We start from the raw sequence: 15,951 nt of genomic DNA, 5'->3' as shown, positions 1-15,951 counted from the left end.
CCTCTTTTTGGCATGGGGAGTACTCTGTGCCCCAGGTTACATCGCCCTACATGAACGGTTGAACGTATAAAGATTCGAAAACAATTGAGAAGTGTCGTGAAATGGATTGATTTTTATGCAGAAGGATGTATAATCTACTTAATTAACGTTAATTAAAACAGGAAAAAGGGGATGGATATGACCAGAACGAAGCTGAAAGAAGCGGCCTTGAGGTTGTTCGGGCAGAAGGGCTACGACGGAACGGCATTATCGGAAATTGCGAAGGAGGTCGGCGTCAAAACCCCGGCGATCTACGCCTTTTTTGAGAGCAAGGAAGATCTGTTCATGTCCGTCTTCGAAGAATCGATGAGCGTCTATAACGAATATATCCAAGCGATGGCAGAAACGAGCAAAGGCATGAGCACGGAGAAAAAACTGCATGCGCTGCTGGTTCGCCAATACGATTTTCACCGGAACAAGCGGGAGCTTGCTGTATTTGCCTTCCGGTACTTATTGTTCCCGCCCGATTTCTTGCTGGATCGGATGCAGGAGGCGTTTGGGCGTTTCGATACGATGCTAAGCGACATTATCCGCGAGATCATGCAGGAAGGTCTGGAACGCGGCGAACTCGCCGTCGTCCCGATTGAGAACCTTGTGGATTCGTACCTTACCTTGATGGACGGGCTGAGCATTCAATATTACTACTATCAATCGCCGGAGCTGTTCGAACGGAAGCTGAAGCATGCTTTTGAGATGTTCTGGAGATCCGTCAGCGCTTAGGCAATCAACAAGAATATAGAGAGCAGAGGGTGGAGTGGAGTATGAGCAACGAATTGAAAATACAAGATTACGAGCGGGAGCCTGTACCCCAGCATTTACGGAAATCATGGTTCTCGATGGCATTCATCTGGATTGCAATCGGCATTGACTTGTCCGCGATGTTTCTGGGTGCGCAGCTCGGCGCAGGCATGAACATCGGCGACTCGCTTACAGCGGTTATCGTCGGTTCAGCCATACTGGGTCTGATCGGGGCAGTCTGCGCATATGTCGGAGCCAAAACAGGGCTGTCGACAGCCATGATCAGCCGGTTTCTGTTCGGGAACCAGGGGGCGCTCATCGTCTCGGTTATTCTCGGCATTTCATCACTGGGCTGGTTCGGCGTTCAGGTCGGCTTCTTCGCTTCTAACTTCCAGACGGCGTTAAGCGAGCTATGGGGCTGGCACTGGTCGCTCTCAGTATTGTCGATCATCGGCGGACTTCTTATGATGTCCACGGCGATCTGGGGCTACAGAGCGATTGAGAAATTAAGCGTCTGGTCAGTGCCGCTGCTGGTCGTATTTATCATTATTGCGCTGGTGATGGCGCTGAGCGGAGAAGGCGGAAGCACCGTCTGGTTACCGTTCGAGGGTGAAGCCCTCCCGATGGGGACGGCCATATCGCTGGTTATCGGTATCTTCATCCTTGGAACGGCGCTGTCCCCTGACATCGCGCGCTGGGCCAAAACGCCAAAGCATGCGATTACCGCAGCGTTTATCGGTTTCTTTGTCGGCAACAGCTTCATGACGATCATTGCGATCTTCCTGTCGCGCTCGATGGATTCCGACGATCTGACAGGCATTCTCCTTACACTCGGACTCGGAATTCCGGCGATTCTAGTGCTGACGCTTGCGCAATGGACGACCAATACGAACAACCTATATTCCGCGGGACTGGGCTTCTCTGTCGTATTCAAACGGGTGCCTAAATCGGTCATTACGATTATTGCAGGCCTCATTGCGACGCTGCTCGCTTGCTTGGGGATTTATGACCGTTTCATGACGTTCCTGACGTACATTACGATGCTTGTTGCACCGCTCGGCGGCATTTATACGGCTGAATATTTGCTCGTGAACAAAAATCGCTTCTCGTTTGAAGGGCTGAACAGCAATCGGAGCTGGATTCCGCGCTCTATCATCGTATGGATCATCGCGACGTTCTTCGGGTTCATGACAACGATGGCTCCGGATGGGCTCGGATGGTTCCAGGTGACGCAGGTTCCGGCGCTGGACAGCTTCCTGATCGCATTTATCGCACAAGCAATCATTGGCAAATGGGTCGTAAAGAAGGGATGAAAGCATGAACAAGACAACCAGATTAACCACATTGGATGAACAATCCATCGAATATATCGCGATTGGCGCTGCGGTGCTTGGCACAGGCGGCGGGGGAGATCCTCATGTCGGAAAATTGATGGCGATGGAGGCGATCCGTGAGCACGGCCCGGTGCGCATCGCGCAGCTTGAGGAGCTGGACGATGAAGGGCTTATCGTGCCGGTATCAATGATCGGAGCACCGACGGTGATGCTGGAGAAGATTCCTTCGGCTGAACAGCTGACCAAACCGCTTGATCTGATGGAACGCGAACTTGGCCGCAAGGTGGATGCCGTTATGCCGATCGAGGTCGGCGGCGGCAATTCGCTCGTGCCGGTCCTTGCGGCGGCACAGCGCGGCATTCCGCTCGTCGATGCCGATGCGATGGGGCGAGCGTTCCCTGAATCGCAGATGGTGACGTTCCACCTGGAGGGCATCCCCTGCAGCCCGGTGGCGATGGCGGACGAGCGCGGCAACAGCGCGCTGATGCATACGATTGATGGCGTATGGGAAGAGCGGATGGCACGTGCGCTGACGGTGGAGATGGGAGGTTCGGCCTCCATCTGCGATTATCCGGTATCCGGCGCGCAGGCGAAGCAGAGCGCGATCGGCGGCACGCTGACGCTCGCCTATGAGATCGGGCGGACGCTGTTCGAAGCGAAGCAGCAGAAGCTGAACCCTGTGCATGAGCTGCTCACGAAGCTGAGCGGTTATGCCTTGTTCCATGGCAAGGCCGTGGATATCCGCCGCCGCATGGACGGCGGGTTTACGCGCGGGGAAGCGGTCTTTGAAGGTACGGGGGAGAACAAGGGAGAGACGATGCGGCTCTTTTTCCAGAATGAGTTTCTGCTTGCCACCGTGGGCGATCAGCCGCTCGCGATTACGCCAGACCTCATCACCCTGCTGGATCAGGATACAGGCATGCCGGTGACGACAGAGAACTTGAAGTACGGGGCCCGGGTGACAGTGGCCGGTTTGCGGTGCGATGAGAAGTGGCGCACGCCCAAAGGCATCGAGACCGCCGGACCGAGGTATTTCGGTTATGACTTTGATTATGTGCCGATTGAGACGCTGGCATCGAAAGGAGGTGCGGCGAGATGACCGGGGTTACAGCGGCTAATGCAAATCAGATGTACCGCATCGGCATTGATGTAGGGGGCACGAATACGGATGCTGCCCTGCTCGATTCCGACTTGCGCTGCGTGCACAAGGTGAAGGTGCATACGACGGCTGACGTGAATGAAGGCATTGTTGAGGCGGTTCGCCTGCTGCTTCAGGAAAGCGGCGTAAATGGCTCTGACATCCGCTATGCGATGCTCGGCACCACGCATTGCACCAATGCCATCGTGGAGCGCAAGCATCTCGGCCGGGTCGGCCTGATTCGCATCGGCGCTCCGGCAACGACGGCCGTTCCGCCGCTTGCTGGCTGGGACGAATCGCTGCGTGCGGCGATTGGGCCGCATAGCTATATCGCCACCGGCGGCTATGAGTATGACGGCCGCAGGATCGCCAGCCTGGACGAGGAGGAGATCGCCGAGCTGTGCCGCCGGATGAGCGGAGAAGTGGACGCGGTGGCGGTGTGCGGGGTATTCGCTCCGGTGAACCGGGAGCAGGAGCAGCGGGTCGGAGAGATCGTGCGCGACGTGTTGGGGGCGGACATGCCGGTTACGTACTCCAGCGAGATTGGCAGCATCGGACTGCTCGAGCGGGAGAACGCCTCCGTGCTGAACGCGGCGCTGCTGCAAGTGATTGCAGGCGTGGTGCGCGGCTTCGAGAAGGCGCTCAATGGCTTCGGCATTGATGCGCAGCTGTATATTTGCCAGAACGACGGGACGCTCATGAAGAGCGAATATGCGCTCCGCTACCCGATTCTGACGATTGCGTGCGGACCGACGAATTCGATTCGGGGCGCGGCGCATTTATCCGGGCTGAGCGACGCGCTGGTTGTCGACATCGGCGGCACCACGACCGATATTGGCGTGCTCGTGCAGGGCTTCCCGCGCCAGTCCTCGGCAGCGGTGGATATCGGCGGCATTCGCACGAATTTCCGGATGCCGGATATTCTGTCCATTGGCCTCGGCGGGGGTACAATCGTCCGGCTGGACGATGCAGGCGGTGTGACCGTTGGCCCGGACAGCGTGGGCTACGAGCTGACGACACGGGCCCGCATCTTCGGCGGGGATACGCTGACGACGACGGACGTGGCCGTGAAGCTGGGCCGGGCCGCATGGCCGGGCACCAACGCGGATGCGGTGGACGGATCGGTATGCGGCAAAGTGGACGCCGTTATCCAGCAGAGTCTCGAGGATGCCATTGACCGGATGAAGACGAGTGCAGAGCCGGTGGATGTCATTCTGGTTGGCGGCGGCAGCCTGCTGGTGCCGGAGACGCTGGCCGGGGCAAGCCGGATCATCCGGCCGGACCACTATGATGCGGCGAATGCCATCGGCGCAGCCTTGGGATTGGTGAGCGGGGAGTCGGAGCGGATCTATTCGCTGGACGACTGGAGCTATGACGACGTCATCCGCGATGCGAAGGAAAGCGCCGTGAACGAGGCCACTGCTGCCGGCGCGAACTCGGAGACGGTCGAGATCGTGTCTGTTGAGGACATTCCGATTGCCTATCTGCCAGGCAATGCCCTGCTCGTGAAGGTGAAGGCTGCGGGTAAGCTGTAACCTAACGCACATGGGATTGGCCGCCCTTAGCAGTATCAACTCGGTATGAGTATATGCGTGCATGAACCTGTGTGCATCGCATGCATTCATGTCGTGTAGCGGTGCTCGCAGCGAAGGGCACGGACGATAGCAGGATGAAAATGGCGGTTCGGATTCAATTCCGGACCGCCATTATGTATATTCGGATATCGCGGCCTGACTCTAGCCATCGATCATCGCGAAGTGGTTGAAACGTCCTCTGAACGTTCCGGGCAAACTGCGGTGGGGCAGCAACCTTCCTTTTTAATTCGAATCTATGGGAGTATGCTCCTCTGTCGGTTTATGATATATTCATTGAAGTGTCGAGGGTATAACAGATAACAGATACTGCCGTTTGATCTTCATTGCGTAGATATGCTATAAGTGAAGAAAAAGCAACCGCTTGGACATGGAAATCATCATCACAGGAGAGGATTTTCCTGCATTTATAAAGGGGTAAGTTGATATGACAGACAATTTTTGGCGTGATTTGCCACGGCCTTTTTTTATACTGGCACCGATGGAAGATGTGACGGATGTGGTGTTTCGTCATGTCGTAAGTCAAGCGGCCAGACCGGATGTGTTCTTTACCGAGTTTGCGAATACGGAGAGCTATTGTCACCCGGAGGGGAACAAGAGTGTGCGCGGGCGTTTGACTTTTACCGAGGATGAACAGCCCATTGTCGCCCATATCTGGGGAGATAAGCCGGAATATTTTCGTCAGATGAGTATCGGCATGGCGAAGGAAGGCTTTAAAGGCATCGATATTAACATGGGATGCCCTGTCGCGAATGTAGCCGAGAATGGGAAGGGAAGCGGCCTGATTTGCCGTCCCGATGTTGCGGCGGACATTATTCAGGCGGCGAAGGCCGGGGGACTGCCCGTCAGTGTAAAAACACGGCTCGGTTTCAGCAGCGTGGACGAGTGGCGCGACTGGTTAACCCATATTTTGAAACAGGACATTGTGAATCTGTCCATTCATCTGCGGACAAGAGACGAGATGAGTAAAGTAGCTGCTCACTGGGAGCTGATCCCGGAGATTAAACAGCTTCGTGATGAGGTCGCACCAGGTACACTTCTAACCATTAACGGGGATATTCCTGACCGTCAGACTGGCCTCCGGCTTGCTGAACAATACGGTGTGGATGGCATTATGATCGGGCGTGGCATTTTCCATAATCCATTTGCCTTTGAGAAGGAGCCGAGGGAGCATAGCAGTGAGGAATTGCTGGATCTGCTGCGGCTGCATCTGGACCTCCATGATCAATATTCAGAACAGCTGCCACGTTCGTTCAGCGCTCTTACCCGCTTCTTCAAAATCTATGTCCGCGGCTTCCGAGGGGCAAGTGAATTGAGGAATCGATTAATGAACGCCAAGTCCACAAGTGAGGCACGTGGGCTGCTCAATGAATTTGAGGTTGGAGGAACAACTACAGGTTCAGATCATGGATCGTGATGGACTTACGCAGAGTTAGCAACGTTTAGCTGTTATCACCAAACCATTCCTTACCCTTAAGGAGTGGTTTTGTTTTTTCTTGCTTATATTGTTTGAGCGTTCACAAACAGGAACTCCCAACCATTTCTCGAATCCTCTATGTAAGGACTTATTTTCACAAGGTTCGTCTAGGGAGGGGATATCTATGAATGGGACTCATCATAGCGGTATGAATGTTATCTGTGCTGAGGATTGCGGCAATGCTCCCAAGAAGTTGTTACTGAGGGATTATATTGTGGCTTGGGCTCAGAACAATATTGAATTTATTGAGAAATGCATTTCAGAAGAGGTATGTTGGGATATCATCGGAGACAGACGTGTTCTGGGAAAAGCAGGACTACGGGATACACTTCAACAAAAGCAGACCGGTCATGTGACAGAAATAGAGATCAGCACCATCATCACTCACGGAAGCATGGGTGCGATTAATGGTACTTTTAGGATGGATCAAGGGAGGATATCTAACTTCTGTCACGTATTTACTTTCAGTAGTGCAGGTAAAAATGGAAAAATCAAAAAGATTATGACTTATATGATCGAGGATGAGGATGGACACATCGATAGATAAATATCTAGCACGAAAAGCAATTTGTTTAAACGATGAGGAGGTTGAATGAAAATGCAAAGTCCAATCGCCAATAGGATCGATACCGTTTTTATCCACGTCACGGATTTAACGAAGTCAGTTCAGTGGTACAGCAAACTTCTTGGAGTTGAAGTAACAGAAGAGATTCAAGGTCCTATTTATACTTTTGATATGGGATCTGGGCGTCCAGGATTAACGCTGGATAATCACTGTTTTGATGACAGTTACGAACTCCAGCCATTGAACCAGCCTTTATTTAATTTAAGTACGGAAGACATACATGCAGCATTCCAATTCGTGAAAGAACTAGGAGCGGAAATCGTAACAGAGATTCAAACATACCCTGACTTATCTGAGTTTTCCTTTAAGGATCCAGATGGAAACATCGTAATGATTTGTACCTGCTTCAGTTAAACCATAGTTATAAATGAAAGAGGAGCGGGGAAGTCGGGAAGGGCAGTAACGGCGTATTATAAACACGTTGGGCCTGACGGCTCATTTCTTAAGGAATAAAAGAATTCTCAACCAGCCCGTGCTCTGCTAATGACCACGTTGGGTAGGGAATGATGCAACCCGTGAGCCTGTTGCCGCAGGCTCACATTCATGGTTGCTGATAACCGAACGATTGAGCCGTTCGAAGAGCTTGATTTCGCCAGCAGTTTGCCGACGAGAATCAGACCGTCGCGTGACGTTAAATAGCCGCTGGAATATACCCTTAGCCTGCCAATAGGATTGCCCCAATAAAGATCATCTGTAATACGGTTCGATGTAGTAGTTTAGGTACGGGCCGCCCCCCGATTGTGAATCCTTCCTTAGCCGCCCTCACATTAGCAGGGAACATCAATGCCAGGAGTAGAGCCAAGCCAATGGAGGCGGCCTTGGAGATGGAAGGAATTAGGATGCCGATAGCCCCGGCAACCTCCAGTAATCCGGTGACCGTTACGATGAGGCCCGGCCTGGAAAATACGGGAGGAACCATACGGATTAAGTCTGGGCGTCTAGTTCCCCAATGGGCGGAAGCGGCAAACAACAGCATGACAGCAACCGCCCCCTGAAGCGAGGAATGCCATCCCTCGAAATAAGGCAAACCGAGCTGGCCAAGACCCAGGAACAACACAAACGATGCGACTAACGTGTAAAAAGGCAGCAACATGATCCCTCCTTAGCGGTTTATGGCCCAAGACGGGCCGCATGATACAGTCGGCTCAAACCGCTATGATGAGATGACGAGGCGTCCAATTTGATTGCATTCTTTCGCGAAACCCAATATCGCCGCTGTCACCAATCGCTATACCGTGAGGCTCTGCATGCTCGGTAGGGATCGAATATTCGGTAATCATTCCTTGAACAGTGATCTGTCCGATCTTGTTCCCCATCCATTCCGTGAACCAGAGGTCCCCATTGTTCCCCAATGAAACCATTAATGTTTTTTCATTTTTCGAAGCGTAACCATATCTCCGCTTACGATTGCGCCGATATACTGACTGATGAGATCGATATCGCAATCCCACCATCTGATCTCCAATAATTCTTGAATGACTTCGTACGGGTAACGGGTTTTGATCTCCCTGGCGGGATTTCCACCGACTATGGTATAAGGTTCAACGTCCTTGACGACTACCGCCTCCGCGCTGATAATCGCGCCATCGCCGATCCGCACCCCCGGCATAATCGTGGCACGTCTACCGATCCAGACATCATTGCCGACAATCGTATCTCCTTTGATCGGCAGCTGGTCCAGGGAAGGGGTATGTCTCTCCCAACCGTTCCCGAAGATGTTAAAAGGAAAAGTTGACCCATCCATTCGGTGGTTGCCGCCGTCCATCATGAATCTGACCTCCGGAGCGATGGAGCAAAATTTGCCGATCACTAACTTGGTCCCGATCACTTCATAATGATATAACACTTGATCTTCAAACGATTCCCCGTGCAGTGCGTCGTAATAAGAGTAATCTCCAGCGATGATATTTGGTTTCGTGATCGTGTTTCGAATAAATTGCACATTCGTGTTCCCAGGGATGGGGTACTTCACATTAGGGTTTGGACCTAGCATATGGAATCTTCCTTTCGTAAATGGGTGTGGGGTGCTAAAGCGGTTGTGCGAATCCGCGCACTTCCATAAGCGCGCGGATCCGTTCGGTGATCCCCGATTTGGTCGTCTCAGCGATCGCGAGAACGCGGGGCCCGCGCGGGATATCGAACTTCAGATGCGAATGGGGAATCTCTGTGAGCACCGTGCCGATCGTCCGGTCGTCAGCGTCCCGGATGACGTTCCAGAACACGCGCGACCGATTGTCCTCCGTGCCCCATTTCTCAAGCGATTGCCGGAACAGCAGCCGCCCTCCGATGACGAAATCGTCCTCTCGCACGTCGTCGGTGAACGCATATCCCGCTTGTTCGAGCGCTTCGAACAGCGGCGGCATAAGTCGGTCCAAGTATTGGCCGTATGCCGCATCCTCGATTTCCGCGAATGCGGCCGTCAACGCCTCATGCATCGATTCGTACAACGGCCGCCATTCCATCTCCACATATTCCCCGCAAGCCGTGCCGATGGCCTCGATCGTCATCCCTTGTTCGAATTGTATGGATGTCATCTACAAACCGCCTCCCAGAACATAAAATTCAATTGCAAATCGATTGTATAACAGTGAAGCAAATTGGAAGCTTGGTTGAAGTCGGAGGCGGAATTTCAAGGAGTTACGCCAAGTAAATTGCACTAAGCTTGCAAATGTGATGTAATGTTATCACGAATGGAAACGGGAGGAGACGCCCATGCGGCCGATTGATCTGGCGAGACGGTTCCGCATCAGCCCCAGTACACTTCGCAACTATGAAGCGCAAGGGATACTGCCGCCTGCCGAGCGGACCGAAAGCGGATATCGGGTATATGGAGAGACGCACGCGTTATACGTGGCGGCTATGCAGGCGCTTGCCCCCGGATTCGGACCGGACATCGCGGGCGAGGCGCTTCGCCGCGTACGGAGCGGAGATATACAGGGTGCGCTCTGGCTGTTGAAGGAGCGGGAGGCGGCGCTCGTCCGCGACAAGCGGGAAGCCGAGCAGGCGATCCACGCGTTCCGCGCAGCGGAAGACGACCGGGACGCGGATGATCCCGGAGCGTGGAGGACGATCGGCGAGGCGGCCGAAGCGACCGGCGTATCCCGGACGGCGATTCGGTTCTGGGAACGGGAGGGACTGCTGCGCCCGACTCGCGACCCGGAGAACGGCTACCGCCGGTACGGGCCAGCTGACATTCGCAAGCTGCTGCTCATTCGCGCCCTGCGTGCAACCGTATATTCAGCGAATGTCGTCCGGCTTCGGCGAACGGTCGCCGAACTGGACAGCGGGGACACGGGCCGGTTAAGGGAAATCGCGGAGGAAACGATCGCGTATATGGACCGGATGAACGAAGCGCAGGCGCACGGCATTTACGCGTTGTACGGACTTTGTCTGCAATTGGGACTGGCGGAGACGCCTGGTACGGTGAACGATACGGATTGCGAGCTTGAGGATGAGGGGGAGGAAGGCGATGTTCATCGCTAACGTCCAAGGCGCCGCTCATTCATGGTCGTTCAGCGTTCAGGGCCTTCAAGCCTTACATCCCCAACTAGCGCGATGACGATGCAATTGTTACGATTATTGAGTACCAAGCTCTTTTATAAGGAGGGATAATTTCAGACGCCCAATTAAAAACACTATCCGAACGTATGAACCAAATCGGTGACTTATCTGGAGTTAAGAACGTTAGAAACTCATTTAAACCTTTCTTAACAGAAGGATTCCTAAACTCAATCATTACATCCAATGGAACGGGATATGTTCATGAATTTGGCGAACCAGAAACTAAACCCAATTATACTAGTAAGAGCAGCGCAAATTTCATGCAATCATTAGTAATGGGTAACACACTGACAGGAGACCGTCACTACGTCCTTGACCGACATGTCACTTTGGTCAATGTGCAAGGGATATGGAAGGTCGATAAGGTGGCGTATGTTATCCGAGACATTCCATATCTTGCTTTGGAAAACTAAAACCCTTCGGGACGTTGATTCGCCCAGTCTTCCTCGGTATCAGGCTTCGTTCTTATCCTAATAAAAATCGCGTCATATTTGATTACGATAAGTCGTTTAAGGGATAGAGACAAATAGAAAGGATGAATACGAGTGAAGAAAGTAGTGATGTCTTTTTTAGGCTTGGCCTTGTTCCTGTTGTTCTCAGTGCCGTTTGTCTCGGCTCAATCGCTTGATGATGGGCCATCCCCGCCGCCCGATGACGAACCGTTGCTATCGATTTCTTCTTTGTTCGATCCAAACTACAAGTTTCTGTATAATGGCGGAACTAGCGTTAGTCATATCGGGAATTCAAAAATCAGTATTTCAGGTTACAGTACAGCCAAGCAGCGAGTAGATACCATCGGCGTACAGTTGACTTTGCAGCGATGGACAGGCTCTGATTGGGTAGACATTTATCGCAGCCCCAAAGCCGAGTTGTCAACTTCCGCGAATACTTACACGGAACATGAAGTTACGGTAATCCCAGGTTATTATTATCGTTCTAAATCATCCCATTGGACGTTGCACGGAACCGTAAAAGAGACAGGCACATTATATTCGGGAGTGATTCTAATCCCAGACAGGTAAGAGATGAAATGAAAAGTAGCAGGGGAGACCTGCTACTTTTGTTTACTTTAAAGATTCCGCAATTAAAATCATTTCCTCTTCAGCCAAGGTTCCGAAAATCGATCGTTTCATATGATCCGGGGTAACCCACTCCAAATGGATGAAATCGGGCTCTTGAATAATCAGCACAGCCTTACAATCGTTAATGAAGGTATCCTTAATGACGGCCATTGCGTGGTTAATCGTTATTTTCTCCGGAGAAGAGTTCTCCCGAATCATGTGCTGATTCAATTGGATCAGATGTCCTTCTCTATTGACGTATTCCATAAACACGGTCCGGTACTCCCCATCAGAATCCTGGAAAATACGAACGTTCTCTAATTCATAGCCAGCTGGTATATAGGTTGGAGAAACGATAGGGAAACTGACTTTTCCTCTTGCCTCTTCCAAGCTTGTATCCTCTATGTGGCTCTCTCCCGCTGGAGGGGAGGAAACGATATAATCTGGGGGCGGAGATGACGTTTTGGCATTTGAGTTTTCTTCAAGATAAGGCTCTGGTTCCTCAAAGAAAATATCGATAAGGTTCTCCTGCACTCTTTTGATAAGCCCTTGGAACTCGGAATACGCAGTAGGCAAATCTGCAGTCATAAAAAAACTAATCAGCAAAGATGTACAAGCAACCAACGCGCCGATTTGGAATCTCTTCATCCAGCGTCGCCGTGCTTTTATTTTATCCAGTCCGGCCTTCACCTCTAACCATGATTGTGTACCGTCTGGAATATCCACGTCTTGATGAACGTCCTTTAACCACTTCTGTAAAAATTCATCGTCGTGTTTGAATTCATCACTCATCGGCATCAACCCATCTTCTTGAAAAATAGCGGTACAATTTCTTTCTAGCTCTGACCATCGTTTGGGCGACAGCTTGCTCTGTTTTACCAAGCTCTTGTGAAATTTCGCTATATGGTTTTTCCTCGATATAGTACATGAATAAAGCCTGGCGATACTCGGGGCTTAACTCATTCAGAGCTTCGTGGAGCAGTTCGTTTCGAATCTGATCCTCCACTTGCTCGGCTACCGTAGGGTGCAAGAAAGGAGCCCTTAGATCTATAACGACTTGAGGCTCCCTTAGATGACGATATTTTTTGTTTTTTTTGAACATATCATAGGCATGGTTTCTAGCGACTTTAACGATCCATGCTTTCATATGCTTCGTGTCCCTCAGTTGAAGGGCTTTCGCCACCACTTTATAGAATGTCTCTTGTACAACATCTTCGGTCAGTTCATGACTCCGTGTTAGAAAGTGAATGTCCCGATACACTAAATTCCGGTATGCTTCGTACACTAGTTTCTGGGCGTCGTGGTCTATATCATAGAAGTTGCTGCGTAAGAGATATAACCATTGTTCCTGCTCCACCTATACCCTCCCCCGTCAGTTTATTCTTTAGCTACTGGACATAAATACCTACTCATCATCCCTATCACTAGTAAAATATTATCATAAAATTCTATATATTTCCTTTATTATCATTATTGTAGAAAAATTATCAAAAAAACTTAAGGAAAGAACAGTCATTATTTACTAGGATAAGTCGTTTTAGTAGTAGATTAGCTCTTTTGGTTACTGCATCTTCATGCTGCCTTACGGTCTAAGCAGGATGCGATCAAGAAGCTGTAATCCGACAAGATACTTGCCATGAAAATAAGGTAGCTCACATCGGGAGAGGGAGGTGAGTTTTTTTGTGGTTGGTTTGAAGGGCTAATCTAATTTTGGAAAAAAATTAAGAGGAGGATTTTACTATGAAAAAACTGCTTACACTTGTTCTTACCATGATTATGATGTTGTCGCTTTCGGTATCGGCTTTTGCTAGTCCTGTGGAATTAGAAGAATTCTCCCCACCTGGAACCTCTATCACAGTTAGACCATTGACTCCGGAAGAGATCACTCTGCTTGAGCAAAGAGCCAATGGAAACAAAGAAGTTAGTCTCTTTGATGTTGGCATCTTATCTGATAGCTGGAGCGGAAATGTTACCGTGCCAATTAATAAAGATGGGAACCAAGGAGCAAACGTGGGCCACGCATTTATTCCATCTCCAGATAGATATGTATTAATATACGTAGGGGACTTGCCTGGCACTATGCCATCTGTTAATTTAAGCATTCAAAGTCAAACCAACAGCAATGTCCAGTGGTGGAGATCGAATATTAAGGGCAATTCGCTGGTTGTTATTGACACAGGCAGTTACAGCAACCACACTTTCCAAATCAAAACAAGCACGAACGAGGCAAATTCAAGAAGTGCATATTTTGAATGGACTACCTCAAGCGATAATTAAGGTGTTATCCATAATCCAAATGAAGCACTGCCCCCGGCAGTGCTTCTTCATGTTAAATAGCAAACTTTTCCCTTAAGTTCGTAGTTTTTAGTCCACAAATTCAGCCTGTTCTTCAGGGGACAGCAAGGCTCTTGCCGCGAGCTCTCTTTCCTTGAATTCAGCGCTTTCTTCAGGTGTTAATTTTCTTACTGTAATGGAGGTTCCCGGTGGTATTGAGTCTGGACGCAGCCCATAATCGTCTTCTTCAAACTCGGCCTGTTCTTCAGGAGACAACATAGCTCTTGCTGCAAGTTCTCTATCTTTAAATTCAGCGCTTTCTTCAGGTGTTAATTTTCTTACTGTAATAGAAGTTCCCGGTGGAATGTCGCCTGAATGAGAACTGTCATTACGTTTATCTTCAGCTGGAACCGGCTCCGGGATGAGTCGAATTTCAGAGCCAACCGGTTCTGGAGCTGCTTCTTTAGGTGGCACTGGTGATGGAGTCTGGCCGGCATTCGAATGGTTAGCTCCAGATTCAGCAGGGACTATAGCAACTGGAGCTTGGATACTGTTCTTATCAGGCTCGGGCACCAGTACAGGTACGGGGTGAGGATCTTTGATTTGGACATCCTCATTTGATTCATTCTCCGCTTCAAGTGCAGCAGGAGCTTGACTTGGCTGTGTCTCAACAGGATATGGTGCCTTCTCCATTACCGCATCAGATGGAGCCGCTTTCGGAATTTGCTCGCTTGGTTGAACCTCAGCCTGACCTTCCTCATATGGAATGATTTCTGGCGAATAGTTGGCAGCCCATACCGCTGCGGATGTGCTAATTGCGGCAACGGAAAATACAGCTGTTATCGTCAGATATAATGTTTTCTTTCTCAGTTTCTTCACATTCAGCATCATCATTAATCTCCTTTTCAATTGTTGGCCATCACCCGATAAGGAGGCGCAAAATCTCACCGGTAAATGCCTGGTTCCCGCCATAACGTTCAGAATCGTCTCCCCGTACCGTTTACGCTCGGCATGGGACATCTCGCTGACCACTTCTTCGTCGCAGGACAGCTCGCTCCAGGTATGAATATCCTTGCGGAGAATGTGTATGAAGGGGTTAAACCAATGTAAGGCTGACGCTCCCAGGGTGAAGGCCTTGACCCATAAATCCTTCCGTTTCAGATGGATCAGCTCATGGCGCATGACCATGTCCATGCTCACGTTAAAGATATTTTCTATAGGAAGATAGATGGTCGGTTTCCATAACCCGACAAGAACAGGACTCCGAACAGCAGAGCTGTAAGCAAGCCGAACACTGCGTTTCAATCCAAGAGATTCTTTCATCAAGGAGAGTTGTTCAACGGCCTGGCTGTCTCTCGGAACGGCGGTGCGTGAATGCTCTAGTGTCCTTACAAATTTGCGATAGCAATACAGCTGCCATGCTGCAAAAAGGATCATGCCGGTTGCCCATACGGTAATCAGGAATAGGGCGGTTTGGGCTGTCATGGTCTGCCCCGTAATCAGCGGCTCCGGACTGAACCCTGAATATGCTCCGGATAGCCCTTGTTCCGCCGTTGAAGGCTGCCCGCTAATCGCCGGAACGGTAGCTGCCGCGCTGAATGTCAGCGATACGACCCACTGAATACCAAGGACTACGGGAAATAGAAAAAAGCCTACAGCCATTTTGCTAAGTCCATAACGCCATTTGGTCGGGAAGGCACCGGCGGGCAAGAGCCGCAATATAAGAATACAAGCGACGACGACGCTTCCGGCGGCATTCAGCGTAATCAGTACTTCAAGAATGGTATTCATGGGCTGCACCTACTTTCCGGAGAACCATTGCTTCAGCTCTTCAACATCTTCATCCGAAAGCTTGTCGCCGTCATACAAGGCAGCGATAAGGTTCTTCACCGATCCCTGGTATAACCCGTCCAGTACATGCTGCGTCTCGGCCAGCTTGTAATCTTCCGGTGAGATCAGGGGCGTATACATGTTCGTTCGGCCATGTCTTGTGGCCTCCAGTGCCCCTTTATCCACCAGTCGCGACAGGAAGGTAGAGATCGTCTGGGCCTTCCACGCTTTGCCCCGCCCCGCAAAAATCCGCAGCAATTCCGTCGACGTGACAGGAGGTTC

General features: G+C 50.8%; 17 protein-coding genes and 1 pseudogene. 10 read left to right on the top strand and 8 right to left on the bottom strand.

Features of this window, described 5'->3' with window-relative positions; genetic code table 11:
- The first annotated feature begins 177 nt into the window (after window positions 1–177).
- From CHH75_RS23690 to CHH75_RS23660, 7 genes are all read left to right on the top strand, one after another.
- Window positions 178–759, top strand: a complete 582-nt coding sequence (locus CHH75_RS23690) for a TetR/AcrR family transcriptional regulator (protein ID WP_095267973.1) — start codon at window positions 178–180, stop codon at window positions 757–759.
- 41 nt (window positions 760–800) lie between these two features.
- Window positions 801–2,090 (top strand): cytosine permease, encoded by a 1,290-nt coding sequence (locus CHH75_RS23685; RefSeq protein WP_095267958.1) that lies wholly within the window; start codon window positions 801–803, stop codon window positions 2,088–2,090.
- 4 nt (window positions 2,091–2,094) lie between these two features.
- The gene (locus tag CHH75_RS23680; RefSeq protein WP_095399306.1) at window positions 2,095–3,210 is read left to right on the top strand and encodes an S-methyl thiohydantoin desulfurase family protein; all 1,116 of its coding nucleotides are present in this window, start codon (window positions 2,095–2,097) and stop codon (window positions 3,208–3,210) included.
- Complete coding sequence (locus tag CHH75_RS23675) at window positions 3,207–4,784, top strand: hydantoinase/oxoprolinase N-terminal domain-containing protein (protein WP_095399305.1); 1,578 nt, start codon at window positions 3,207–3,209, stop codon at window positions 4,782–4,784. Before CHH75_RS23680 ends, CHH75_RS23675 begins: the two co-directional genes overlap by 4 nt.
- A 484-nt stretch (window positions 4,785–5,268) precedes the next feature.
- Window positions 5,269–6,258, top strand: coding sequence for a tRNA dihydrouridine synthase (locus CHH75_RS23670; RefSeq protein WP_095267961.1), 990 nt, complete (start codon window positions 5,269–5,271; stop codon window positions 6,256–6,258).
- Between the two features lie 184 nt (window positions 6,259–6,442).
- Window positions 6,443–6,865: a nuclear transport factor 2 family protein gene (locus CHH75_RS23665; protein ID WP_095267962.1), complete on the top strand. Its 423-nt coding sequence runs from the start codon at window positions 6,443–6,445 to the stop codon at window positions 6,863–6,865.
- A gap of 45 nt (window positions 6,866–6,910) precedes the next feature.
- The gene (locus CHH75_RS23660) at window positions 6,911–7,297 is read left to right on the top strand and encodes a VOC family protein (protein ID WP_230875836.1); all 387 of its coding nucleotides are present in this window, start codon (window positions 6,911–6,913) and stop codon (window positions 7,295–7,297) included.
- A gap of 301 nt (window positions 7,298–7,598) precedes the next feature.
- On the opposite strand, the gene CHH75_RS23655 is transcribed toward CHH75_RS23660, so the two are convergent.
- The 4 genes and pseudogenes from CHH75_RS23655 to CHH75_RS23640 form a co-directional block, all read right to left on the bottom strand.
- Window positions 7,599–8,036 carry a DoxX family protein gene (locus CHH75_RS23655; RefSeq protein WP_330164059.1) on the bottom strand — a complete coding sequence of 146 codons (438 nt, stop codon included), beginning with the start codon at window positions 8,034–8,036 and terminating at the stop codon, window positions 7,599–7,601.
- A gap of 60 nt (window positions 8,037–8,096) precedes the next feature.
- A pseudogene (locus CHH75_RS25430) lies at window positions 8,097–8,292 on the bottom strand (virginiamycin B lyase family protein); the annotation flags it as partial.
- A gap of 11 nt (window positions 8,293–8,303) precedes the next feature.
- Window positions 8,304–8,936, bottom strand: coding sequence for a streptogramin A O-acetyltransferase Vat(I) (vat(I), locus tag CHH75_RS23645; RefSeq protein ID WP_095267964.1), 633 nt, complete (start codon window positions 8,934–8,936; stop codon window positions 8,304–8,306).
- Window positions 8,937–8,970: 34 nt separating this feature from the next.
- A complete protein-coding gene (locus tag CHH75_RS23640) occupies window positions 8,971–9,477 on the bottom strand; it encodes a DUF6022 family protein (RefSeq protein WP_095399304.1) in 507 nt (168 codons plus the stop codon).
- A gap of 178 nt (window positions 9,478–9,655) precedes the next feature.
- Between CHH75_RS23640 and CHH75_RS23635 the strand changes: the two genes are divergently transcribed.
- Window positions 9,656–10,426 (top strand): MerR family DNA-binding transcriptional regulator, encoded by a 771-nt coding sequence (locus CHH75_RS23635; protein WP_095267966.1) that lies wholly within the window; start codon window positions 9,656–9,658, stop codon window positions 10,424–10,426.
- 623 nt (window positions 10,427–11,049) lie between these two features.
- Window positions 11,050–11,526: a hypothetical protein gene (locus CHH75_RS23630; RefSeq protein ID WP_095267968.1), complete on the top strand. Its 477-nt coding sequence runs from the start codon at window positions 11,050–11,052 to the stop codon at window positions 11,524–11,526.
- Between the two features lie 42 nt (window positions 11,527–11,568).
- Here the strand turns inward: CHH75_RS23630 and CHH75_RS23625 are convergent, their stop codons facing one another.
- Both CHH75_RS23625 and CHH75_RS23620 read right to left on the bottom strand, forming a co-directional pair.
- Window positions 11,569–12,357 (bottom strand): DUF4367 domain-containing protein, encoded by a 789-nt coding sequence (locus CHH75_RS23625; protein ID WP_176475656.1) that lies wholly within the window; start codon window positions 12,355–12,357, stop codon window positions 11,569–11,571.
- Complete coding sequence (locus CHH75_RS23620; protein ID WP_095399302.1) at window positions 12,350–12,922, bottom strand: RNA polymerase sigma factor; 573 nt, start codon at window positions 12,920–12,922, stop codon at window positions 12,350–12,352. Before CHH75_RS23620 ends, CHH75_RS23625 begins: the two co-directional genes overlap by 8 nt.
- 383 nt (window positions 12,923–13,305) lie before the next feature.
- On the opposite strand from CHH75_RS23620, the gene CHH75_RS23615 reads away from it, so the two are divergent.
- The gene (locus CHH75_RS23615; protein WP_095399301.1) at window positions 13,306–13,842 is read left to right on the top strand and encodes a hypothetical protein; all 537 of its coding nucleotides are present in this window, start codon (window positions 13,306–13,308) and stop codon (window positions 13,840–13,842) included.
- Between the two features lie 87 nt (window positions 13,843–13,929).
- Here CHH75_RS23615 and CHH75_RS23610 read toward each other — a convergent pair whose 3' ends face one another.
- Both CHH75_RS23610 and CHH75_RS23605 read right to left on the bottom strand, forming a co-directional pair.
- Window positions 13,930–15,630, bottom strand: coding sequence for a M56 family metallopeptidase (locus tag CHH75_RS23610; protein WP_095399300.1), 1,701 nt, complete (start codon window positions 15,628–15,630; stop codon window positions 13,930–13,932).
- Window positions 15,631–15,639: 9 nt separating this feature from the next.
- Window positions 15,640–15,951: BlaI/MecI/CopY family transcriptional regulator (locus CHH75_RS23605; protein ID WP_141235879.1), on the bottom strand; the 312-nt coding region annotated here is incomplete at its 5' end.

The sequence above is a fragment of the Paenibacillus sp. 7541 genome (genome assembly GCF_002276395.1).
Taxonomy (GTDB): domain Bacteria; phylum Bacillota; class Bacilli; order Paenibacillales; family Paenibacillaceae; genus Paenibacillus_AQ; species Paenibacillus_AQ campinasensis.
The sequence above is the reverse complement of the archived record's forward strand: the minus strand, read 5'-3'. Positions and strand labels throughout refer to the sequence as shown.

Excerpts from the sequence above, each read along its gene's own strand:
- CHH75_RS23690 (WP_095267973.1), top strand. The coding sequence starts at position 178 with ATGACCAGAACGAAGCTGAAAGAAGCGGCCTTGAGGTTGTTCGGGCAG.
- CHH75_RS23685 (WP_095267958.1), top strand. The coding sequence starts at position 801 with ATGAGCAACGAATTGAAAATACAAGATTACGAGCGGGAGCCTGTACCC.
- CHH75_RS23680 (WP_095399306.1), top strand. The coding sequence starts at position 2,095 with ATGAACAAGACAACCAGATTAACCACATTGGATGAACAATCCATCGAA.
- CHH75_RS23675 (WP_095399305.1), top strand. The coding sequence starts at position 3,207 with ATGACCGGGGTTACAGCGGCTAATGCAAATCAGATGTACCGCATCGGC.
- CHH75_RS23670 (WP_095267961.1), top strand. The coding sequence starts at position 5,269 with ATGACAGACAATTTTTGGCGTGATTTGCCACGGCCTTTTTTTATACTG.
- CHH75_RS23665 (WP_095267962.1), top strand. The coding sequence starts at position 6,443 with ATGAATGGGACTCATCATAGCGGTATGAATGTTATCTGTGCTGAGGAT.
- CHH75_RS23660 (WP_230875836.1), top strand. The coding sequence starts at position 6,911 with ATGAAAATGCAAAGTCCAATCGCCAATAGGATCGATACCGTTTTTATC.
- CHH75_RS23655 (WP_330164059.1), bottom strand. The coding sequence starts at position 8,036 with ATGTTGCTGCCTTTTTACACGTTAGTCGCATCGTTTGTGTTGTTCCTG.
- CHH75_RS23640 (WP_095399304.1), bottom strand. The coding sequence starts at position 9,477 with ATGACATCCATACAATTCGAACAAGGGATGACGATCGAGGCCATCGGC.
- CHH75_RS23635 (WP_095267966.1), top strand. The coding sequence starts at position 9,656 with ATGCGGCCGATTGATCTGGCGAGACGGTTCCGCATCAGCCCCAGTACA.
- CHH75_RS23625 (WP_176475656.1), bottom strand. The coding sequence starts at position 12,357 with ATGAGTGATGAATTCAAACACGACGATGAATTTTTACAGAAGTGGTTA.
- CHH75_RS23615 (WP_095399301.1), top strand. The coding sequence starts at position 13,306 with ATGAAAAAACTGCTTACACTTGTTCTTACCATGATTATGATGTTGTCG.
- CHH75_RS23610 (WP_095399300.1), bottom strand. The coding sequence starts at position 15,630 with ATGAATACCATTCTTGAAGTACTGATTACGCTGAATGCCGCCGGAAGC.